This is a genomic window from Prosthecobacter sp. (assembly GCF_044222345.1).
Classification (GTDB): domain Bacteria; phylum Verrucomicrobiota; class Verrucomicrobiia; order Verrucomicrobiales; family Verrucomicrobiaceae; genus Prosthecobacter.
Map to the genome: position 1 here is coordinate 1 of NZ_JBGANL010000022.1, position 20678 is coordinate 20678.

Below are 20678 nucleotides of genomic sequence, written 5' to 3' on the forward strand. Positions count from 1 at the left end.
GTGTCTCTTGCGTTTCATGGTGTCTGATGGTGCGCTGCGCGCACTTCAGACTCTCATAGCGCCCGGTTCAAGTTCCGGGGTGCATTCCAGAAACAAGCTCACGGGGTACACACCGCTTGTCCGTGCGGCGGAGCCGTCCCCTGAGCCGATAAAATATCGGCGCTCCCAGTACAGAATCCGTTCACTGCGCCCTCGGCCTCTTTGCCCTTCTGCGGAAATTCAAAGCCTCACTCAGACGCCGCGCCGATAAAAATCTCCGTCACCTTGCCCTCTTTAAAACTGAAGATCACCCCGCCCACCGTCGACCCCGCGATAAACGTTTTCCCCGCCTCGGACTCATCGCCCCTGAGCTCCCCGTACGCCTTCACCACCTCCTTTTCAGTACTCCCGATGCGGATGCCATGGCTGGTGCTCAACTGGCAGCGCTTCGTGGCCTTGATCATATAAACCGTCTGCACGCCGTCCTTCTTCTCAGCCGCCATTTGCAGCTCCAGTCCCAGCTCCGGATAGTCCCACTGCTGCACATAGAGGCCCACCCCCTCCCAGTTTTCCATCTTGCCCCGGGCCGTGGCCTTCCCATAAAGCGCCACCACCTCGCCCGCCTTCATCTCAAAGCGCAGCTTCCCCAGCAGCTCCGTCTTCATCAGCTTGAAGCCCGCCTCGGTCTGCTCATCCGCCGTCGGCCTTTTCTTCTCCGCCTTCTCCGCACCCCAAGCCAGGGGCGCAGCAACCGCCGCGAGAACCCACAAACACAGCATGAGAGGAAATGATTTCATGATCTTTCAGCGGGGCAGGGGATGTCGTCCGCCCTGCCAAAAAGATAGCACACGCCTTCACCGCTGCCTCCGGATTTCACCCGAATGATCATGCCGTGAACAATTAGAAACGGGCCTGCATCGCACGCAGCCTCTCCAGACTCGGTCTCGGTGACCCACACCCAATGAACCGCAGAGTCCATCCCCGCCGGGAAGCTCTACCTCCGCATCAGCCCCAGCCGCGCCTTCATCTGCTTGATCACCACGTTCGCGTTGCAGTTGTAGCTCTGCTTGTTCACCATCACCGCCACCGGAGCCACGTTGGGAAACTGCGAGATCGGCAGCCTCACGATTGAAAGCCCGCCCAAAAACACCATCAGCAGCGAGATTCCAATGGCCAGGGCAGGCCTCTGTAAAATCTTCGAGAACACGGAAGCTGGTTCTTACTGCGCGTGGAGCTTGAGGTTGGCATACGCATCCTTCGTCTCCTCAAATTTGTAGTCATGCGCCTTGTCCCCGTCATGCGCCTGCCGCTGACCTTCAAAAATGATCCGGTCCTGCGCAGTCACGCCAGAGGTCACCACGTACAAATCCTCCAGCTCCTCCTCCACGACGATCTTCGACTGCTTGATCACATCATCCTTGCCCACCACGAAGATGAAGCGCTCCTCCCCCAGTTCAAACGTGGACTTCTGCGGCACCAGCAGCGCCTGCTTCACCGTCCGCTGCATGCGGATGCTCCCCGTCTCCCCGTGGCGCAGCAGCCCCTTCGGATTCGGGAAGTCCGCGCGGAAGGGGATCGTGCCCGTCTTGTTGTCAAATTCAGCCTCGATCACATTCACCCGCCCCTTCTGGTCGAAGATCTTTCCGTTTGCCATCACCAGGCTCACCGTCTTGCTCTCCTCCGGCTGTACCCTGGACGCATACTCCAGGTAGTCCGCCTCCGGCACATTGAAATAGATCCACATCTCACTGTTGTCAGACAGCGTCGTCAGCAGATCCCCCACCTCCACCAGGCTGCCGTTTCGCAGCTTCAGGCGGTCCATCAGTCCCGTAAACGGCGCCTTGATCGTCGTGAACCCCAGATGCGTCTTTGAAAGGTTCACCTCCGCCATCTTCTGGTCCAGCTTCGCCTTCGCCATCGTCAGCTCCTTGTCAGACACCACATTCGATTCCAGCAGGCGCTTCGTGTTCTCATACTCCACCCGCGCCACCTTCGCCTCCGCCTCCGTGCGTTTCACCGCTGCACTGTACACCCGCGGCAGGATCGAAAACATCAGGTCGCCCTCCTTCACCATCTGCCCCTCCTTCACACTCACCACCTCCAGGTAGCCGCGCTCCAGCGCACGGATCTCAATGTTCCGGCAGGACCGGATCTGGCACACATAATCACGTGCGATCACCGTGTCCCGGATGATCGGCTTCGTCAGCACCAGCTGGGACTCCTCGGCCTCCTCACCTTCATGGCGCTCCTGATGGTGCACCTCCTCTGTATGATCGCAGCTGCTCAGCGTCACCGCAGCCAGCCCCGCACACATCAATGCCGTCCATCTCATCGGCCGAGTCACTCGTGCCTTGCTGATCTCAGAAGAGTGAAGCGAACTGAACGCGGAATGGCGGTCTGTGTAACTCATAAGCGGTAGGAAGATACTAGGTGCGGAGGCTCCAAAGTAAAGCATCGCAATGCATGGAAATGAAAACAATACATCCGTCATATTCAGCAAAGACAAGTCCGATTGTAAGTAGGATAACCCACCCCAAAAGATAGGCTTGAATCCTATCTCATTAAACAGCTCTCCCCAGTAAACGGGTCTTCAATCCGCCTTCACGATTGCCTTTGAGAAGTCAGGGTAGGCCAAAGTTCGAAAAATCAAGAGTAGGTAAGTTCATTAACATGAGTAGCCCCCTAAAACCATGCCTTCCATCCCCTCAATCCGCCTTCCATTTTTCACCACCGCCGCCCGCTGTGCCGCGCACCACGTCATGTCAGCCCACACCCGCAATCTCGTATAGCGTTTTCCAAAACTGATTTCCGGAAAGCGAGCATGGAGACGCTCGGCGGCGGCTTGAGGACAAGCCTCCCTACCTCGCGCTGGGTGCTCGCATGCCCGGTGCTGGTAGGGCTGGCTGTCCTCAGCCAGCCGCCGTCGAAGCCCATGATCATCGATCAAGAAACAGCCTGCTAAACGGAAATGAGTTTTGCGAACCGCTATAAATCCTGTCCATCCATCCGCCCCCGTGCATTCCACCCGCTCCGTTCCCCTGCCAGCCCCATAAGTAAGACTTGCAATCAAATCACCCCCAAGTTTCAATGCTCCTCTCATGCCGCTCCTCAGCAATTTCATCACCAGCATCTTCCGGCTTTTCCTGTGCCTCGGTCTGGTTTTTTTCTCAGCTCTTGCCCAGCAGCCGGAGCCGGACATCAGCAGCCTCCCCGCTGAAGATCAGGCCATCATCAAAGGACTCCGCTTCAGAGCCATGGATGCCGCCCCCGCAGACACCCGCACCGCCACCTTCATCAAAGGCAGGCTGCCCATCGTCAACTCCAGCTCCCGGCCCACCATCATCGGAAAGCTCAGTGCCGAGGCCCGCATGCTCTTCCGCACCCCCGACAAAGAATGGTCCGTCCTCAGATGCCGCCAGGACATCGTCCTCAACAGCAAAGGCTCCACCGAGCTCTACATCAGCTTTGGCGAGACCAACTCACAGATCGAAAAAATCACCGGCGACAAGAAAGCCAGGGTCGAAGACTCCATCACCATCATTCGCTACGACGGCGTGAAAATCTTCGAAAGCGAGCCCTCCAAAGCCAGCCGCCTGCCCCCTGACTGGTGGCTGCATACAGGCCCGCTGAAAGGGCAGGGGATCGCCGAACCCGCCACCGCCGAACCCGCCAGAACCACCGACACCTCCACCGGAGAGCTCAAAGCCCTCCGCCTTGCCACAGAGCGCACCCTCCGCGCCCAGATCTGGAAAACCTATGAGCAAGGCCTCGCCTCACTCAACGCCCAGTATGTGAACGCCATCGACAAAGCCCTCAAAACCGCCCAGACCGAAGGCCAGCTCGATGAAGCACTCGCCCTGCGCAACGAGAAAGACACCGTCGCCAAAACCAGCCGTGTCCCCGCCTCACCCGCGCCCGCCGCAGCCCCCGCCCTGGCCTCCCTGCGCGCCACCTACGCCACCGCCCTCACCACCCTGAAGTCCGCCCGTGCCAAAGCCTCCCTCCCGCTCATGCAGGATTACAATCAGAAAGCCGAGCTCCTCATCGCCCGCCTCATCAAAGAAGGAAAACTCGACGAAGCCAAGTCCGCCCGCGACAGCAAAGACGTGCCCCTGATCGCCGAAGACTAAGACCCCAGTTCATAGGAAACCGGTCTGTTTCGGAGTCGATGACCTAGGATGGCTGTGGCGACAGCGCGCGCCCTCATTGCTGGGAGCGCCGATGTCCACATCGGCTCCGGGCGAGCGTCCCTTCACCATCGCCACGGAAACAAGCTCACTAGCCACACGCCGCCTGCCCGTGCGGCGGAGCCGTCCCCAGAGCCGATAAAATATCGGCGCTCCCAGTACAGAATGCCTGCCTTACGTACGATGGGTGTGGCGACAGCCCGCCCGTCCATCAGCGTGCCGCAAACGCCATGGCGTACGAACGTCCTCGCAGTCGGGTGGTTTGGCGGAGAGCGTGGCGAGATGTGGCAGTGCCATCGACGCCAAACACACCCGACCTACGTCCCAGAAAGTCCGGCTTGCCATGGCGGCTCATTGCTGGGAGCGCCGATGTCCACATCGGCTCCGGCGAGCGTCCCTTCACCATCGCCACGGAAACAAGCTCCCTGACCACTCAGTGCTTGCGCGTGCGGCGGAGCCGTGTCCAGAACCGATAGAATATCGGCGCTCCCAGTACAGGTACGACAAGCCCGCCTGCAGTGACACCGGCACAAAAAAGCGGCCGGGTTTCCCCAGCCGCTTTCAAAGCAGCCCAGTTGCACCGCAACTGGAGTCATCAAGCACCTCAGCCAATCACCTCAGGCCATTCCGTATGGAACATCTGGCCCTCAGGCTTGTCCGTGCGCTCATACGTATGAGCACCGAAGAAGTCGCGCTGCGCCTGCAGCAGGTTCGCTGGCAGACGTGCCGCGCGGTAGCTGTCGTAGTAGCCGAGAGACGCCGAGAACGCGGGAACAGGGATACCGTTCAGCGTCGCGATGCTGACCACTTCACGCCAGTTCTGCTGCGTGCTGCTGAGCACGTCCTTGAAGAACGGATCCAGCATCAGGTTCGCCAGGCTGGCGTTCGTGCGGTACGCATCTGTGATGCGGTTGAGGAAACGGGCACGGATGATGCAGCCCCCGCGCCAGATGGCGGCGATGCGGCCCAGATCCAGCTTCCAGTCCTTCTTCTCACCCATGGTCTTGATGAGGTCCAGACCCTGAGCGTAGCTGATGATCTTGGAGGCGTAGAGCGCGTCATGCACCTTCTTCACCAGTTCGGCCTTGTCGGTCGTGATGTTGGCCGTCGGGCCGGTGAGCTGCGTGCTGGCGGCCACGCGCTGCTTCTTCTGGCTGGAAAGAATGCGGGCTTCCACAGCGGCGTTGATGGTGCTGATGACCACCGCGTTTTCAGCGGCGTTGAGCAGCGTCCACTGGCCCGTGCCTTTCTGGCCGGCCTTGTCCACGATGAGTTCCACGATCGGCTTGCCCGTCTCAGGATCCTTCTGCTCCAGCGCTTTGCCGGAGATCTGGATCAGGTAGCTCTGCATGTCGCCTTCGTTCCACTCGTTGAAGATGGCGGCCATCTCGTCCGTGGTGAATCCCGCGTGCTTGAAGATGTTGTAGGCTTCGCAGATCAGCTGCATGTCGCCGTACTCGATGCCGTTGTGAATCATCTTCACATAGTGACCCGCGCCGCCGGGGCCGATGTGGATCACGCAGGGCTCGCCGTCCACCTTCGCGGCGATGCTCTCAAAGATCGGCTTCATCACCTCCCATGTGGAGGCAGGGCCGCCGGGCATGATGGAGGGGCCTTTGCGCGCCCCTTCTTCACCACCGGAGACACCCGCGCCGATGAAGCGCAGGCCCTTGCCGGCCAGGTAGGCGTCACGGCGCTCCGTCGTCTGGTAGAAGCTGTTGCCGCCGTCGATCACGATGTCGTCCTTGTCCAAAAGCGGGATCAGCTGCTCGATCACCGCGTCCACGGCGTCACGGTCCGTGTCCTTCACGGCGGTGGATTTCACCATGATGTGAATCTTGCGCGGCGTCGCGAGGCTCTGCACGAAGTCTTCCAGCGTGTGGCAGCCCACCAGCGCCTTGCCGGGGTGTTTGGCCACGAATTCATCCGTCACGCTGGTGGTGCGGTTAAAGACGCTCACCTGAAAGCCGCGGCTCTCCACGTTGAGAACGAGGTTTTGGCCCATCACAGCGAGGCCGATCAATCCGAAGTCACTTTTTTTGCTCATATTTAGGGGTCGCAGACATACCCGCCCCCTCCCGCTTGGCAAAGGGGATTTTCCTCATGTCTGGCATGAGCCGGATTGATGGAAAACGCCACGATTTAGCGGTTGTGCCGCATTCCCGCCTTGGCTTATCCCTGCCGCCAGCCTTTCCTCCTCCCCTCCCCAGACATGCAATACCACGTAGCCCAAAACGGCACAACATTCGGCCCCTTTGACAGGGCGGAGGTCTACCGCCACCTCGTGGCGGGCGAGCTCAAGCCCACCGATCTCGGCTGGCATGAAGGCCTCGCCGGGTGGGAGCCCTTGGTGAAGCTGCTTCCCCCGCCGCAGGCAGCTCCAGCCTTTGCGCCCCCGGGGATTTTCGGGGCTGCTCCTGCGCCGCAGGCCATGGCGCCTCTTCCGCAGTTCTCCTCAGGTCTGGCCATCGTCAGTCTGGTCTGTGGCATTCTGGTGTTTTTCACTTTGGGCCTCGCTGGCCTGCCCGCCGTTGTCCTCGGCCATCTGGCTCTTTCGCACATCAAAAAGTCTGCTGGCACTCTTAAAGGCCGTGGCATGGCCATCGCAGGCTTGATCCTCGGCTATCTTGGCTTGGCGCTGATCGTGGTCTCCATGACCGCGGTTTTCGCTTCCCTCAGCGTGCCGGCTTTATCCGTCATCCAGCAATCCACCGCCAGGGTTAAAACGACGAGAAACGCCAGGCAGCTTGTCTTCGGTTTGAAACAGTACGCCGCAGACCACTCGGGCCGGTACCCCGCCACCTTGGACGTCCTGTTTGACGAAAAGATCCTCACGGACCCCAGGCTGCTGGAGTTTCCCGAACCCCTCAATGTCCGCGGCCAGGAGTGGGAATACCACGGCGCAGAGCTGACAGATACCAGCCCGGGCGATGCCATTCTCCTGATCACCAAGAAACCGGATGCCGCTAAAAAGAAGATCGTCGCCCGCAATGACGGCTCAGTGGCCGTCGAAGGCGCCCGCGAGTGACGCTGCACAGCTTGGCTTTTTCTTCGACCTCTCTCATGAAACTCTCCCTCATTCTCCCCATCTCGCTCAGTCTGGCCGTCACCGCCCTTCTGGCCCGTGATCTGCAAAAAAAGCCTGCCAGTCCCGCCCCTGTGCCGCCGCCCGCCGCAGTTCCCGTGGAGCCTGAGCCGGTGCGCTACCCCATGGCAGACTGCCACCTCCACCTGGTCGATTTCCTCCAGCGCACCGACGGCGCCGCCGCCGCCCTCAAGGCCATGACAAAATCCGGCGTCACAGACGCCATCGTCAGCGGCATGCCCTTGGTCAAACAGTGGTCCGAATCCGAGCCCCAGCAGCCCCAGTACTACCTGGAGGACGATGCCCGCTGCTACTGGTACTCCGCCACCGACATGCTCGTCGCGCGCGAGATCCAGGCCCTCCCCGAAGCCGACCGCCAGCACTTCCACCCCATCATCTGCGGCTTCAATGGCGCGGACCGCAACGCCGTGGACCACGTCCGCCGCATGATCGAATGGAACCCCGGCTTCTGGCAGGGCATCGGCGAAGTCATGACCCGCCATGACGACCTCTCCGCCCTCACCTACGGCGAAACACCCCGGGCCAACAACGATTCCCTCCACCGCATCTACGACCTCGCCGCAGAGCTGGACCTCCCCGTCTTCGTCCACTCCAATGCCTCCTCCGTCTGGAAGCGCGAACCCATCTACCTGCACGAATTCGAGGAAGCCGTCACCCAGCACCCCAAAACCCAATTCGTCTGGTGCCACGCCGGCATCAGCCGCCGCGTGGACGTCCCCACCCTCGTGCAGGAAATCGACCGCATGCTGGCCACCTGCTCAAACCTCAGCATCGACATCTCCTGGGTCCTCTTCGACACCTGCCTCGTCAAAGACGGCAAACCCGTCGCCGAATGGCTCGCCCTCTTCGAAAAATACCCCACGCGCTTCCTCATCGGCTCCGACAAAGTCGGCCGCTTCCACGACTACGCCCCCGTCATGCAGCGCTACTACCTCCTGCTGGATGCCATGAAACCCGAAACGGCAAAGCGCATCGCCCACGACAACATCCTCGCCATCCTGCCCAAACAGGGTGCCGTGCTGAAGGCAGACGCCGCAGCCCCTGCTGAAGTGCGTCCTGTCGTGCCAGCGCTGACTCGCTGATGTGAGATTGCATCAGGCCTTATCTCTCGGGTATGCGCCGCGGAGGCGTACGACTTCAGACATGAATGCAAACCACTTCAAGTCACGCTCATGCTCCAGTAGCGGCTTCATTTGAGACAAAAGAATTTCTGCCTGCTGCCAGGTGATCGGAATTTCTCTCGGGATCAATCGATCAAGTATAAGCGGCTCTTCGTAACCGGGACCGAGTAGAGCATCCGGTCCCGTTTTGTTCCGGCGCAGTGGCAAAAATAACCAATACTCACAGTTATCAGTCCCTTGGAAGGTAGCAGCCAGAGAACCGCCATCACGAATCATCTCGACGCTGAGAACGAGGCCGATGGCTGGAATCATAGATGCTTGTGCTGCTCAAGCGTATGAGGGCGTTGCCTCAAGGCACCGGCTGACCCTTGGCCCCGATGCTGTACAGCGAGTTCGCCGTGCGCACGTAGATCCGCTTGTCACCGATCGCCGGCACGGAATTCACCGGGCCGTCCAGCTTGCTCGCCGCAAGCTTCTCAAACTTCGGCCCCGCCTTGATCACAATGAGATCGCCCTGCTGGCTGGCGCAGAAAATCTTCCCGTCACCCGCCACCGGGCTGCTGAAGAACTTGGCGCTGCCTGCGGTGCCTTCGAGGCGTTCCTCATAGATCACCTTGCCCGTCTTGAACTCCACGCAGCGCATGATGCCGCCGTCTCCCAGCAGGTACATGTGCTCGCCAATGACCAGAGGGGAGGGGACATAGGGCAGCCCCTTCGGAATGTCGAAAGGCACGGACACCGGCTTGCCGCTCTTGAGGTCCAGCGCCGCGATCTCCTTCACACCGCCGCCGGTGCCGAAGGTGCAGAAATAAAAGTCATCGCTCAGCACCCCGGAGCCCAGGCTGCGCTGCTTGTAGCCCGGATTGTGCTGCCAGTTGATCTTGCCCGTCTTCAGCGCGATGCCCATCACCCCGCTGGCCGTGTCCGCGCAGATCAGCTCCTTCTCGCCGCCCTTCAGCTCATGCACCACCGGCGTGGAGAAAGTGTTCAGGCAGTTCGGGATGTCCAGCTTCCACACCTGCTTGCCCGTCTTCGTGTCCAGCGCCACGATGCAGCTCTGCCACTTCTGCTGCTCAGGATCTTCGGTGTACTTCTTGCCATCGCGCTGCCAGTCGAATTCGCTGCGCACAATCATCAGCCCGTCCACCACCACCGGGGAGATCCCCGTGCCATGCTCATGGATGTAATCCGCCACATGGTCATTCCGCCACAGCAGCTTGCCCGTGTGATCCAGCGCCAGCGCCTGGATGTTCGTGCCGCTGCTCCAGTTGATGTAGATGCGCTCCGCATCCACGTAGGCGGAGCTGCTCGCATAGGTGTTGTAGGTCTTGTGGATCGGGTGCGGCACAAACTCCTCCTCATGCTTCCACAGCTCCTTGCCGTCCTTCGCGGAAATGGCGATCACCGCGCGCTTCGTCCCGCTGGTTTCCGCCGTCACGATCACCATGTCCTGCCACAGCACCGGGGAGGACCACCCTTTGCCCACCGGCACCTTCCACACCGTCGTGCTGTCATCCACCACCGCTGGCAGGCCGGTCGTGTTGGCCACTCCCGTGCCGTTCGGGCCGCGAAAGCGTGACCAGTCCGCAGCGGAAAGGGCAGTGACAGAAAACAGGGTGATGAATGCGAGAGTGAATTTCATGCGAGCGGATAGAACGTGGCTGGTGGGAAAAAATTGCCCAAAGTCTCCTGACAGGCGCTGAGAATAGCGAATTGTTGAGGCTTGCGCAACAGGCTCACACGCCCGGCCTCAAGCATGCCGGGCGTCAACCATCGGAACTTCTGCCGCCGGCAATGGCATTAAAATGCACTTTCCCCCCGCCTCGGTTCTGTCCAGCACGCATTGCTCCTTGAGCGGCGGATAAAGGTGGCTAGTTTGCGCCCCCTTTCCCCCAAACCCCAACATGTCCAAGTTTAACATCCTCATCGCCGGCAACAACGACCCCATTTCGAGCAAAGGCATCGACCTGCTCAAAGCGGAGCCGTCCTTCTCTGTTGAGGTGAACATGAATCTCAAGGCCGAGGACGCCATGATCGAGGCCTCCCGCAACGCCCACGCCATCATCGTCCGCAGCGGCGCCAAGGTCACCGCCAAGGTCCTCGAAGCCGCCCCCAACCTCAAAGTCGTGGGCCGAGCCGGCGTCGGCGTGGACAACATCGACGTCCCCGTCGCCTCGAAGCGTGGCGTCGTCGTCATGAACACCCCCGGCGGCAACACCATTTCCACCGCCGAGCAGGCCTTCACCCTCATGATGGCCCTCTCCCGCAAGACCCCCCAGGCCCACGCCACCATCGTGGAAGGCAAGTGGGACCGCGCCAAGTTCAAGGGCACCGAAGTGTTTGAAAAGACCCTCGTCGTCCTCGGCATGGGCCGCATCGGCGCGGAGTTCGCCAAGCGCGCCAAGGCCTTCGGCATGACCGTCATCGCCTACGATCCTTATCTTTCCAAGAACCGCGCTGAAAGCCTCGGCGTCACCCTGTGCGAAGATCTCGATGCCGCCATCGTGCAGGCTGATTACATCACCATGCACATGCCGCTGACGCCTGACACGAAGCACATGATCAACGCCAAGCGTCTCGGCACCCTCAAGAAAACCTGCCGCATCATCAACTGCGCACGCGGCGGCCTCATCGACGACACCGCACTCGCCCAGGCCCTCACCGACGGCACCATCGCCGGCGCCGCCCTCGACGTCTTTGAAGTCGAGCCGCCACCCGCCGACTACCCGCTGCTCAAGGCCCCGAACACCGTCTTCACCCCCCACCTCGGCGCCTCCACCGAAGAAGCCCAGGAAAACGTCGGCATCGAAATCGCCGAAGTCATCAAGGCCCACCTTCTCCATGGCACCGTCGTCAACGCGGTGAACATGCCCAACGTGGATCCCAAGGTGCTCGCCGAAATCGGCCCCTTCCTCAAGTTCGGCGAGCTCCTCGGCCGCCTCGTCTCCCAGTTTGCTCCCGCCCGCGCCAACGTCGTCCGCATCAACTACAGCGGCAAAGTCGGCGGCGGAGACACCACCCTCATCTCCCGCGCCGTGCTCAAAGGCTTCCTTGAGCGCGCCGTCGGTGCCGAGCAGGTGAACTACATCAACGCCAACGGCGTCGCCGACAACCTCGGCCTCCGCTTCACTGAAAGCCGCCTGCCCGAAGCCAGCGAATTCACCGACCTCATCGAAGTCATCGCCAAAAACGACACCGAGACCGCCAGCATCGCCGGCACCTTCTTCGGCAACGAGCCCCGCATCGTCAAGGTGAACACCCACCGCATCGAAGCCCGCCCTGAAGGCACCCTCCTCTTCATCGAGAACATCGACCGCCCCGGCATGATCGCCGCCTACAGCACCACCCTCGGCAAAAACAACGTCAACATCGCCGACATGAGCCTCAGCCGTGACAAAGAATCCGGCAAGGCCCTCACCCTGCTCACCCTCGACTCCGCCCCCAGCGCTGAAGTCATCGCCGAGCTGGAAAAAATCCAGGGCATCAGCAAGGTGCATTGCGTCGCCGTCTAAAAGCGCCTCCCAGATCATCCTCATCCTCGATGCCGCACCCCCGGCATCGAGGAATGAAGGCGCGCGCGCATTCGCAGCGCCGCGCCCCCAAGTAGCCCAGTTCCTGCGGAACTGGGTCCCACTCCCTCTAGGTCCTTTGGGTCCTTTGCGTCCCCCCGTCCCAAACTCCCCCTTGCACCACCCCGCCTGGTCGTGAAGCTTAAGTGCGCGGCGCAGTCCTCCCGCACTTTTCACCATGTTGCCAGCCGCCCCGCACGCCACCACGCAGCAGCCCCGCCGCGTCCTCAGCCTCCTGCTCGTGCTCACCTTTGGCCTCAGCTTCGCCCTCGGCCTCCGCGCCGAGCCGCTCGCCTTTCCCACGCTCACCACCACCAAAGGCGTCACCTACACCGACGTCAAAGTCTCCCGGTTTGACGCCCTCGAAGTCCGCTTCAGCCACACCAACGGCATCGCCACCGTCCCCCTCGCCGAGCTCCCGCCCGCTCTCCAGACCCTCTTCGGCTACGACCCCAAAAACGAAATCCACGTCCTCAAGGACAAGCAGAGCCAGCGCGCCCAGGCCATCATCACCGAGGCCGATCAAAAAGCCAAAGCCGCCGCCATCCGCCAGCAGGAAGAGGCCGATGCCCAGGAGCTCCAGCGCATCCGCAGCAGCCCTCTCCGCTGCTACATCAGCCGCGTCCAGCACACCGAAGACGCCCTCCTCATCGACGTCTCCGCCACCGACAAGCTCCCCGTCATGGTCCCCTCCCGCACCGGCCGGAGCGACCGCGTCAAACTCACCCCCCAGGGCAGGCCCGAATACGCCGAGCAAGCCGTGCCCGGCAAAGCCTTCGTCCTCGGTCCCACCCTCCGCATCCTCCCTTCCAGCGTCCCCCTCACTGCCGGCAAAATCATCTCCGTCTACGTCATCACCACCGAAGTCGGCCCCGAACCCATCTGCGCCACCAGCCCCGAAGCCGCCCTGGAATACCGCAAAAAACTCGCCGCCTACAAAGCCGCTGGAAACACCCCGCCGCCGAGCACCGCGACTCCGCCCGGCAGCGCGCCGCTCCAAGGCTCCGCGAATCCGTGAGCGCCAGCAAAGTAGCCCAGTTGCGCCGCAACTGGGTGTTGCTGTGCAACAAGTCCGTCAAAGCGTCTCCACGCAGCCAATTTCCTTGCCACGGGAATCCTCCAAGCTTTTTTTCAGGAAAATTCCACGGGTGCGCTAGGTATGCAGCAAAAGCGCTGATTCCAGTCTTGCCTCCAATGTGTTGGCGCGAACAACCCGCCAGAAGGGTTGGGCGCCAAACGGAGGCGCGGACACGATCCCTAATTAATAATCGCGCTTTTGAAACAGCACATTCTCGAATACAACTTCCACCTGCCACGATGACCTCTGAACAATTTCTCAAACATCTGCAAGAACACGCGGCCTCCTTTGCCAAGGCCGTTGCCACAGACGAAGGAGAATGGATTATCAAAGGCTTCATCGACGTCCAACAGCGCATTTACTCCATCTCGGTGGATACGAAGATTGTCTCGAAAGTTTTGGAGCTTCTCTTGTTTCCGATGTTTGTCGAATTCGCTGCGAAACACGAATTGCAAATAGAGCTCTGCCAGCATCAAAACTTCTATCCTGACCTCACCTTCACTCACGCTGCCTCCGGCAATCGTTTTGCGGTGGACATCAAAAGCACCTACCGCGAAAGCCAGACCAAGGTCAATGGCATGACGCTGGGTGCGTTCACAGGTTATTTCAGAAACCGGGACAGCAACAAGAACACTCTTTATCCTTACAACCAGTATGCCTCTCACTTCGTCCTTGGAGTCATCTACACCAAATGTGACGACGTGGCTGACGAACGACAGCAATTTTCGCTCGCTGACCTAGCCAAGATTCCATCCGTCATTAAAAACTTCGAATTCTTTGCCCAGCCGAAGTTCAAGATTGCAACCGCGCGCCCTGGCAGTGGAAACACAAAGAACATCGGGTCGGCGGATAAAATCGACACGTTGATCAATGGTACTGGGCCTTTCGCTTCGTTGGGGGAGGAAGTTTACGACGACTACTGGATGTTTTACCTCACTGAGGACATGGCCAAGGCCGTTGGCCAAAAACGCCCATACATGAATCTGAAAACTTACATGGAATACAAGCAGCGTGGCATCGATACGCTGAAGGCACACGCGAAAGAGATTGCGAGTCTCGCTGAAGACGAACCCGGGAATGAGGAGGCAGCATCATGAGCAGCCCGCCTTTGGTTCCACCTCTCAAGTGCCAGGGAATAAAAACAAAACTCGTATCCGCGATTCAAAAAGTCGCCGATACGCGAGAATATTCGCGCTGGATTGAGCCATTCTGCGGCTCCGGCGTCGTTGCTCTCAATGTGCAGCCAAAGAAGGCGCTGCTTTGTGATACGAACCTTCACATCATCAGCCTGTATCAAGACATCCAGAGTGGAAAAATCACGGCAGCCAGCGTTAAGGAATTTCTGACCAGCGAAGGTGAGAAACTCAAAGCACAGGGCGAGCCCTACTTTTATGAGGTGCGCACAAGGTTCAACGAAGCGCCCACACCTCTGGATTTCCTTTTCCTCAATCGCTCATGTTTCAATGGTGTCATCCGCTTTAATCGGAAAGGAAAATTTAATGTTCCTTACTGTCACAAGCCGGAGCGTTTTGCCCAGGCATACGTCACGAAAATCACCAACCAAGTCCGCCAGATCGCGCAGGTGCTGAGCACCGTTGACTGGACTTTTGAAGTGCGTGATTTCCGCGAGACCCTGGCGCAGGCGAAAACAGGAGACTTTGTGTATGCCGACCCGCCTTACGCCGGACGTCATGTGGACTACTTCAACTCGTGGTCAGACGCCGATGAAACTGCGCTGGCCGCTGCTCTCGGCTCATTACCCTGCGACTTTCTGCTCTCCACCTGGCATAGCAACGAATTCCGAAAGAACACCGCGATTGACTTAGTCTGGAGCCGTGACGATTTCCACATGCAGAAGCGTGAGCACTTTTACCATGTGGGCTCTTCAGAAGACTTGAGGCATCCGATGATTGAAGCCCTAATTTCCAATTTTCCCATGGCTGAAACTGCGCCGGTGATCCGTCCAATCGACCAACCCATGCTTTTCGCTTTGGAGCCGCGCCTCAGATAACCGTTACCAGTGTGTGAATCCCCTTCACAGAGCCGGACACCTTTTGGAAAATGCCATGAACCCAGCCCAAGCCGCCTGCAACTATGCTGTGCTCCGCTTCCTGCCCTACCCGGAGACAGGGGAGTTTGTGAACGTGGGCGTCGTGGTGAACTGCCTGCAGCCATGCTTCTTTGATTTCCTCATGGAAAAAGAAATGACCACCCGCATGAAGGCGCTTTTCCCTGCTCAAAACGAACAAGCTTTCGCCGCCGCAGGCGCTGCCATGGAGCAGGAGATGCAGCGGGTGAAAGGCATGATTCGCGATCCTAAGACCTGCCAGTTCGCTTTTCTCGAAGCTGTGCGCCCTCGTGAATCCACCCTGCGCTTCGGCGAGGTGAGGACCTTGCTCACCACAGACACAGAGAGCCTCACGAAGGAACTCTTCAAGCGCTACGTCCACATGGAAGCACGCCCGCAAACCGGGCCGCAGTTGATCGCGGCTTGATCGCCACGAAAGCGACTCTAGCCATCCTCCTCGCGCTAACCCTCCCACTCGCCGCCGTGGCGGAGCGCCGATAGTTGATCGGCCTCTGAAAAACGCCCCGCCGTAGCAATGAGCGCCACATGGACTGTAGACTTGATGCCCAGTCGTCGTGTCAGGGCCGGCAGCCCAGAGACAATGCTGCGAAACCGGTTCTTGTCTGCCTTCCAAATTCGTAAGACCATTGGGATAATGAAAAAATCAGCGATCTATCAACTTCTTCCGACTTTCATTGTGGGGCTGCTGATGTGCGCTGCCGGCATGTTCTGGTCATCTTTTGAAGACAAAAAATCCTTCACGGTGGCGGTCAACATCTGGCCGGGCATGGAGGCGATGTTGATGTCCACTCATTCGAGAAAACTGCAGAATGAGCGGATTAATTTTGTGGAGATGTCCTGGTCGTCCGCCGCCACCGGGGCCTTTCGCCTGCGCGTGGCGGATGCCGCGATCGTCACTTTGGATGAACTGCTGCGGCTGGAGGATGACGGTGCCAGGCCGCGTGCGGTTTTAGTGCTGGGGATCTCCGCCGGCTCGGACACCATTCTGGGGCGTCCCGGCCTCAAAAGCATTTCAGACCTTCGGGGAAAAAGAGTGGGCGTGGAGCTGAAATCATCAGGCGAGCACCTGCTTATGCATGCCTTGTCGAAGAACAACATGTCGATGAAGGACATTCAGGTGGTGCCCTTGAATCTGGCGGAAACGGAAACAGCCTATGATGACACGGATCTGGATGTGGTGGTGACGGCGGACCCATGGAGCATCCGGCTGAGAGACAAGGGGGCCGCGGTGCTGTATGACTCACAGGCGGTGGGACTGGAGCTCAGCCGCGTGCTCATTGTCAGTGAAGACGCTCTCAAAACATACTCCAAAGAGGTGCAGACCCTCGTGTCGTCTCATCTGAAGCATGTCATGAAATCCGGGGAAATAGATGCCGGCGCAGACGGGCTGGAGGTCATCCTGCGTCGTGAGAACCTGACGCCGGAGCAGTGGCACAGGGCGGTGGAGCTGATTCATGCGCCGGATGCGGAGGAGAACCTGCGGCTGATGAATCCCGCCGGCGGAGAGCTGGTGAAGTGCTTGAAAAAAATGGCGGCAGACATGCAGCGGCAGAACTTGTTAAAGCATCGTTTTAACATCGAACCGCTGCTCAACTCCACCTTCGTCGAAAGGAGCAGGCCATGATCTTCCATTCCCTGCAGTTCCGTCTCTCGGCGCTGGTCTTTGCCTTCGGCCTGCTGCTGATCGGCATGTCCATTCTCAGGCAGTACGACCGGGATGTGAAGTCGCATGTGCAGCAGGTGCGTCTGGACGCCTATCAGGAGGGGACGCGGCTGGCCGGATTGTCACAGCACTTTTTCAGACGGCGGCTTCCTCAATCGGCGGATCTCGCCATCAGCTATGCCTCCGTCCAGCCGGATCTGAAGCTCGGAGTGGTGGTGGACGGGAAAGACATCATTCGCAACGCAACGCGCAAGCAGTGGCGCGGAGTCCGCCTGGAGGACTGCCCGCTGGGCGTCTCACCGGATGTGGTCAGGCAGTCCAAGGAGAGGCCGGAAGGCTTGCTCGATGAAGATTTAAAGAACGGAAGGCTGACAGCTATTTTCCCCTTTCGGGATGTCATGGGGGATATGAGCCAGGGCCTCGTGATTCTGGAGTATGACTTGAGCGCTGTCTTTGCGGCGGCGGTGAATCACGCCATGCATGAGTCACTGGTCCAGGCCTGCCTCCTGGCAGGGGGATGTCTGCTGCTGTGGTCCCTGCTGCGGCTGCTGGTCACAGAGCGTGTCAGACTGATCGTCGAACAGACGAAGCACATCGGTCCCGATGAGAGAATTCTCAAACCCATCGGTGGAGGTGATGAACTGGAGGCGATCTCGAGGAGCATCGCAGATGCCGCGATCAAGCTGCAGGACTCGGAATGGCGCTTCAGGCAGATCGCCTCCAACATGCAGGATGTGTTTTGGGTCGCGCCTCCAGATCCCTCCACGCCGGTCTATGTGAACAAGGCTTATGCGGAGCTTTTCGCCCGGCCGGTGTCTGCCTTGCTGACCCATCGCTGGGACTGGCTGAGGACGATGGGGCGCAGAGACCGCAGCGTGGCCCTGAGAATGCTGCACCGCTTGCGCACCGCCCCCGGCGAGGCTGAAATCGAAATACGGGTGAATGTCAGGGGCCGGACTGAGTGGCTGCGCTGCCGTGGTTTTTCCGCCATGAGGCATGGCGCAAAATCCGGAAAGCTCCAGGTGGCCGGCATTGTCAGCATCATCACCGAGCAGAAGGAGATGGAAAAGTATCTCATCGAAGCAGCGGAAAATGAGCGCCGGCGCATCGGCCAGGATTTGCATGATGATGTCTGCCAGCGTCTGGCCGCCGCCCAGTTGAAAAGCGGAGTGCTGGGCGGCATTTTGAAACGTGAGGGCCATGCGCAGTCCACTCTGGCGGCAGACGTCGCGCGTGAGCTGGCCGAGGCCTCTGAACTCACGCGCGGCTATGCACGGGGGCTGGCTCCCGTGGCGGTCAGACCGCAGGAGCTCCCGGACGCGCTGGACGATCTGCGCAAATTCCTGGAGCGTGCTTTTGGCATCCGCTGCCGCATCGCGTGCGAGGAGGTTTCGCATGTTTTGAAGACTGAGGAGGCGGCGCTCATCTATCGCATCGCGCAGGAACTGGCCACCAATGCGGCCAAGCATGGGCGCTCCACCTGGGTGGACATCCGGCTGGCCATTGCCCATGACTGCCTGCGCCTCGAGGTGTCCAACGACGGCGTGAGCTTCAATCCGGTGGAAGGCGCGAGAACCAAGGGCATGGGATTGTACATGCTGCGCCAGCGGGTGGATGCCCTGGGTGCCGTCCTGACGTTTCAAAAGCGCGAAGTAGCGGAGGGCGGGACGCTGGCAATCTGCGAAATGCCACTTGCAAGCCGGTGACTTATCAAGTTTCAAACCACCATGACTACATCCCAGCCCCAGTCCTCTGAATCCCCGCGCTCAGCGCGCAAACGTGTGGCGCTTCTGGACGACCACACCATGATGCGAAATGGTATGAAGGTTTTCATCGACAGCCTGCCGGATTTCGAATGCTGCTGGGAGGCGGCAGACTGCAAGACGGCGCTCGAAAAGGTGGAGTCGGACATGCCGGACATCCTTCTGGTGGACATCACCCTGCCGGACCGCAACGGGCTGGAGTTCATCAAGGACGTGCACTCAGTCCATCCAGACTTGATCATGCTGGTCATCTCCATGCATGACGAGGCCTACTATGCGCACCGTGCCCTCAAGGCCGGCGCCAAAGGCTACATGATGAAAAACATGGGCTACGACCTCTATGAGGCCGCCCTGCGCAAAGTGGCCTCCGGTGGCAGCTGGCTGAGTGATGTCGTCTCGGAGCAGATTCTCAAGGCCTACACCAGCGGCACCAAGCCCCGCATGGAGGGCGGGCTGGATGCGCTGACCGACCGCGAGTTCGAAATTTTCCAGATGATGGGGGATGGCCGCGGCACGCATGAAATCGCCGAATCCCTGCGCATCAGCCCCAAGACGGTGGACGTGCACCGCATGAACATCCGTACCAAAATGAAGCTGGAGGATGGTGCCGCAGTGACGCGCTTTGCCATCCGCTGGGTGGAGTCACGCAAGCTCGGCCAGGGCTGAGCAGCGGCTATTTTTTGTGCCGGAAACCCACGATGCGCGCACTGCCGGGCGCCACGTCATAGAGCTTGGAGAGATCCTGCAGCCGCATCAGCAGCCACGGGGTGAGAAGGTTGGAGCCGTTTTTGGTGAACAGGATGTCGTCCGCCAGATAGGTGGCCGAATGCACGGCGCGGCCATCCGGGGTGATGAACATCAGAACGTCACCGTAGCGGTAGGGGGGCTCCACCTTGTCGAAATCCTGCTTCACCACGCTGGTGGCCAGGCGTGAGTCCAGCAGGAAGGGCTCGGGATGGAGATTGAAAAAATTCAAGCTGGTCCAATGACAGTCGGGCAGGCGTCCTTCGGACGTGTAGCTGATGTCCGGATAGGTGTACAGCAGTTTCCGTGGCAGCGGCAGCAGCAGATGAAGGATGTCGAGGTGCGAGAGCCCCTTCGTTTGAACAATGGCGCGCATCAGCGGCTCCACCTCCTTCTTACGCAGGCCCAGGCCGGTGGACCAGTAGTTCAGGAGATCGGGGATGGAGTCCTCTCTGGAGAGCTCCAGCTGCGCCATCAGCGTTCGCACGCGTGTGAGCTTGCGCATGATGAAGCGTGCTTCGGCCACGTTTTCCGCCTGGCTGAGCAGCAGCGGTATGTCCGCGAACACCAGCGCGTTTCCCGCCTTGTAGGACAGGCTTGAAATCTTGCTCACGATGGAGGCGGGCAGTCCGGATTCCCGCGCCCATTCCTCCACCGAGTCCGTCAGAAAGAACACCGGTGAATACTGGAATGCATTGGCCGGATTGCGTGCCAGGTGCGTGTAGATGATCGCTCTGTTTTCCGGCGTCAGATTTTCCAGGTCGGTGGCGGAAGGGAAAACATAGGCATGCTGGGCGTCTTTGACCATGCGCCTTGGGGCCAGGATCTGATCAAGCCTTTCCTGCGGCATGCCGGCGCTTTTGAGCAGGGGCTCGATCTGATCGAGCTCAGCGATGTTAAAAACCCACTTCGTCGTCGTGTTGGGAAGTGGAAATTTGTCCACCACATAGTCGGGAGCTTCCAGATAGAAGTAGTAGTAGCTGACCCGCCCCCACGGCCCGCTGGCACAGGAGTAAAGCTCATTCTGAGGCAGGGCAGGGAGGTCTTCCTCGGCAGAGACGGAACTGGTAGAAAGCACCAGCAGCAGCAGGGCGGCTGAAATTCCGGCAATGGCATGAGCAAGATGCGGGAGCTGATGATTTCGGCCGGCAGGAACGGCGGACGGAGACGATGAGAAGGAATGCATGCGGGGGCGCAGGTGGTGAGCAGTGGGTTGGCGGATAGATGCCTCATGGTCATTGGCTGACCAACGGAAACTCTGGTGAAACCAACGTTCAAAAAGGTTCAATTTAACTGGGTTTAAAGGCCGGAAACTTTCGGTTTTAGACGCATAAGCAAATGCTTCAGATGCGGGTCTGCAAAAAGTGTAATTCAGCGCA

Annotated in this window: 18 protein-coding genes; 11 read left to right on the forward strand and 7 right to left on the reverse strand. The window is 59.7% G+C overall.

What is annotated here, in order from left to right:
• Positions 1–227: 227 nt before the first annotated feature.
• From ACILSL_RS13380 to ACILSL_RS13390, 3 genes are all read right to left on the reverse strand, one after another.
• Positions 228–776: a hypothetical protein gene (locus ACILSL_RS13380; protein ID WP_395732542.1), complete on the reverse strand. Its 549-nt coding sequence runs from the start codon at positions 774–776 to the stop codon at positions 228–230.
• A gap of 197 nt (positions 777–973) precedes the next feature.
• On the reverse strand, positions 974–1186 hold the full coding sequence (locus ACILSL_RS13385) for an efflux RND transporter permease subunit (RefSeq protein ID WP_395732543.1): 213 nt from the start codon (positions 1184–1186) through the stop codon (positions 974–976).
• 12 nt (positions 1187–1198) lie between these two features.
• Positions 1199–2311, reverse strand: coding sequence for an efflux RND transporter periplasmic adaptor subunit (locus tag ACILSL_RS13390; protein WP_395732544.1), 1113 nt, complete (start codon positions 2309–2311; stop codon positions 1199–1201).
• 766 nt (positions 2312–3077) lie between these two features.
• On the opposite strand from ACILSL_RS13390, the gene ACILSL_RS13395 reads away from it, so the two are divergent.
• Complete coding sequence (locus ACILSL_RS13395) at positions 3078–4109, forward strand: hypothetical protein (RefSeq protein WP_395732545.1); 1032 nt, start codon at positions 3078–3080, stop codon at positions 4107–4109.
• Positions 4110–4770: 661 nt separating this feature from the next.
• On the opposite strand, the gene gnd is transcribed toward ACILSL_RS13395, so the two are convergent.
• Positions 4771–6213 (reverse strand): decarboxylating NADP(+)-dependent phosphogluconate dehydrogenase, encoded by a 1443-nt coding sequence (gnd, locus tag ACILSL_RS13400; RefSeq protein WP_395732546.1) that lies wholly within the window; start codon positions 6211–6213, stop codon positions 4771–4773.
• Between the two features lie 165 nt (positions 6214–6378).
• On the opposite strand from gnd, the gene ACILSL_RS13405 reads away from it, so the two are divergent.
• Complete coding sequence (locus tag ACILSL_RS13405; protein WP_395732547.1) at positions 6379–7194, forward strand: DUF4190 domain-containing protein; 816 nt, start codon at positions 6379–6381, stop codon at positions 7192–7194.
• Between the two features lie 35 nt (positions 7195–7229).
• The gene (locus ACILSL_RS13410) at positions 7230–8354 is read left to right on the forward strand and encodes an amidohydrolase family protein (RefSeq protein WP_395732548.1); all 1125 of its coding nucleotides are present in this window, start codon (positions 7230–7232) and stop codon (positions 8352–8354) included.
• Between the two features lie 12 nt (positions 8355–8366).
• Here the strand turns inward: ACILSL_RS13410 and ACILSL_RS13415 are convergent, their stop codons facing one another.
• Both ACILSL_RS13415 and ACILSL_RS13420 read right to left on the reverse strand, forming a co-directional pair.
• The gene (locus ACILSL_RS13415) at positions 8367–8705 is read right to left on the reverse strand and encodes a hypothetical protein (protein WP_395732549.1); all 339 of its coding nucleotides are present in this window, start codon (positions 8703–8705) and stop codon (positions 8367–8369) included.
• 37 nt (positions 8706–8742) lie between these two features.
• Entirely contained in the window at positions 8743–10035 is a 1293-nt protein-coding gene (locus tag ACILSL_RS13420) for a PQQ-binding-like beta-propeller repeat protein (protein ID WP_395732550.1), read from the reverse strand.
• Between the two features lie 262 nt (positions 10036–10297).
• On the opposite strand from ACILSL_RS13420, the gene serA reads away from it, so the two are divergent.
• From serA to ACILSL_RS13460, 8 genes are all read left to right on the forward strand, one after another.
• A complete protein-coding gene (gene serA / locus ACILSL_RS13425; protein ID WP_395732551.1) occupies positions 10298–11905 on the forward strand; it encodes a phosphoglycerate dehydrogenase in 1608 nt (535 codons plus the stop codon).
• A 235-nt stretch (positions 11906–12140) separates the two neighbouring features.
• A complete protein-coding gene (locus tag ACILSL_RS13430) occupies positions 12141–12980 on the forward strand; it encodes a hypothetical protein (RefSeq protein WP_395732552.1) in 840 nt (279 codons plus the stop codon).
• A gap of 299 nt (positions 12981–13279) precedes the next feature.
• Complete coding sequence (locus ACILSL_RS13435; RefSeq protein ID WP_395732553.1) at positions 13280–14137, forward strand: type II restriction endonuclease; 858 nt, start codon at positions 13280–13282, stop codon at positions 14135–14137.
• Positions 14134–15051, forward strand: coding sequence for a Dam family site-specific DNA-(adenine-N6)-methyltransferase (locus tag ACILSL_RS13440; RefSeq protein ID WP_395732554.1), 918 nt, complete (start codon positions 14134–14136; stop codon positions 15049–15051). Before ACILSL_RS13435 ends, ACILSL_RS13440 begins: the two co-directional genes overlap by 4 nt.
• A 55-nt stretch (positions 15052–15106) precedes the next feature.
• Positions 15107–15535, forward strand: a complete 429-nt coding sequence (locus ACILSL_RS13445; protein ID WP_395732555.1) for a DUF3037 domain-containing protein — start codon at positions 15107–15109, stop codon at positions 15533–15535.
• A gap of 297 nt (positions 15536–15832) precedes the next feature.
• A complete protein-coding gene (locus ACILSL_RS13450) occupies positions 15833–16753 on the forward strand; it encodes an ABC transporter substrate-binding protein (protein ID WP_395732556.1) in 921 nt (306 codons plus the stop codon).
• Positions 16750–18498: a histidine kinase gene (locus ACILSL_RS13455; protein ID WP_395732557.1), complete on the forward strand. Its 1749-nt coding sequence runs from the start codon at positions 16750–16752 to the stop codon at positions 18496–18498. Before ACILSL_RS13450 ends, ACILSL_RS13455 begins: the two co-directional genes overlap by 4 nt.
• Before the next feature lie 21 nt (positions 18499–18519).
• Complete coding sequence (locus ACILSL_RS13460) at positions 18520–19221, forward strand: response regulator (RefSeq protein WP_395732558.1); 702 nt, start codon at positions 18520–18522, stop codon at positions 19219–19221.
• A 7-nt stretch (positions 19222–19228) separates the two neighbouring features.
• Here ACILSL_RS13460 and ACILSL_RS13465 read toward each other — a convergent pair whose 3' ends face one another.
• Complete coding sequence (locus ACILSL_RS13465) at positions 19229–20485, reverse strand: hypothetical protein (RefSeq protein ID WP_395732559.1); 1257 nt, start codon at positions 20483–20485, stop codon at positions 19229–19231.
• Positions 20486–20678 lie beyond the last annotated feature (193 nt).

What these genes read in the sequence shown, in the direction of transcription:
- ACILSL_RS13420 (WP_395732550.1), bottom strand. Translation starts at nt 10,035, where the DNA reads ATGAAATTCACTCTCGCATTCATCACCCTGTTTTCTGTCACTGCCCTT.
- ACILSL_RS13395 (WP_395732545.1), top strand. Translation starts at nt 3,078, where the DNA reads ATGCCGCTCCTCAGCAATTTCATCACCAGCATCTTCCGGCTTTTCCTG.
- ACILSL_RS13415 (WP_395732549.1), bottom strand. Translation starts at nt 8,705, where the DNA reads ATGATTCCAGCCATCGGCCTCGTTCTCAGCGTCGAGATGATTCGTGAT.
- ACILSL_RS13380 (WP_395732542.1), bottom strand. Translation starts at nt 776, where the DNA reads ATGAAATCATTTCCTCTCATGCTGTGTTTGTGGGTTCTCGCGGCGGTT.
- ACILSL_RS13390 (WP_395732544.1), bottom strand. Translation starts at nt 2,311, where the DNA reads ATGAGATGGACGGCATTGATGTGTGCGGGGCTGGCTGCGGTGACGCTG.
- ACILSL_RS13430 (WP_395732552.1), top strand. Translation starts at nt 12,141, where the DNA reads ATGTTGCCAGCCGCCCCGCACGCCACCACGCAGCAGCCCCGCCGCGTC.
- ACILSL_RS13465 (WP_395732559.1), bottom strand. Translation starts at nt 20,485, where the DNA reads ATGCATTCCTTCTCATCGTCTCCGTCCGCCGTTCCTGCCGGCCGAAAT.
- ACILSL_RS13460 (WP_395732558.1), top strand. Translation starts at nt 18,520, where the DNA reads ATGACTACATCCCAGCCCCAGTCCTCTGAATCCCCGCGCTCAGCGCGC.
- ACILSL_RS13455 (WP_395732557.1), top strand. Translation starts at nt 16,750, where the DNA reads ATGATCTTCCATTCCCTGCAGTTCCGTCTCTCGGCGCTGGTCTTTGCC.
- ACILSL_RS13405 (WP_395732547.1), top strand. Translation starts at nt 6,379, where the DNA reads ATGCAATACCACGTAGCCCAAAACGGCACAACATTCGGCCCCTTTGAC.
- ACILSL_RS13410 (WP_395732548.1), top strand. Translation starts at nt 7,230, where the DNA reads ATGAAACTCTCCCTCATTCTCCCCATCTCGCTCAGTCTGGCCGTCACC.
- ACILSL_RS13445 (WP_395732555.1), top strand. Translation starts at nt 15,107, where the DNA reads ATGAACCCAGCCCAAGCCGCCTGCAACTATGCTGTGCTCCGCTTCCTG.
- ACILSL_RS13440 (WP_395732554.1), top strand. Translation starts at nt 14,134, where the DNA reads ATGAGCAGCCCGCCTTTGGTTCCACCTCTCAAGTGCCAGGGAATAAAA.
- gnd (WP_395732546.1), bottom strand. Translation starts at nt 6,213, where the DNA reads ATGAGCAAAAAAAGTGACTTCGGATTGATCGGCCTCGCTGTGATGGGC.
- serA (WP_395732551.1), top strand. Translation starts at nt 10,298, where the DNA reads ATGTCCAAGTTTAACATCCTCATCGCCGGCAACAACGACCCCATTTCG.
- ACILSL_RS13435 (WP_395732553.1), top strand. Translation starts at nt 13,280, where the DNA reads ATGACCTCTGAACAATTTCTCAAACATCTGCAAGAACACGCGGCCTCC.
- ACILSL_RS13450 (WP_395732556.1), top strand. Translation starts at nt 15,833, where the DNA reads ATGTTCTGGTCATCTTTTGAAGACAAAAAATCCTTCACGGTGGCGGTC.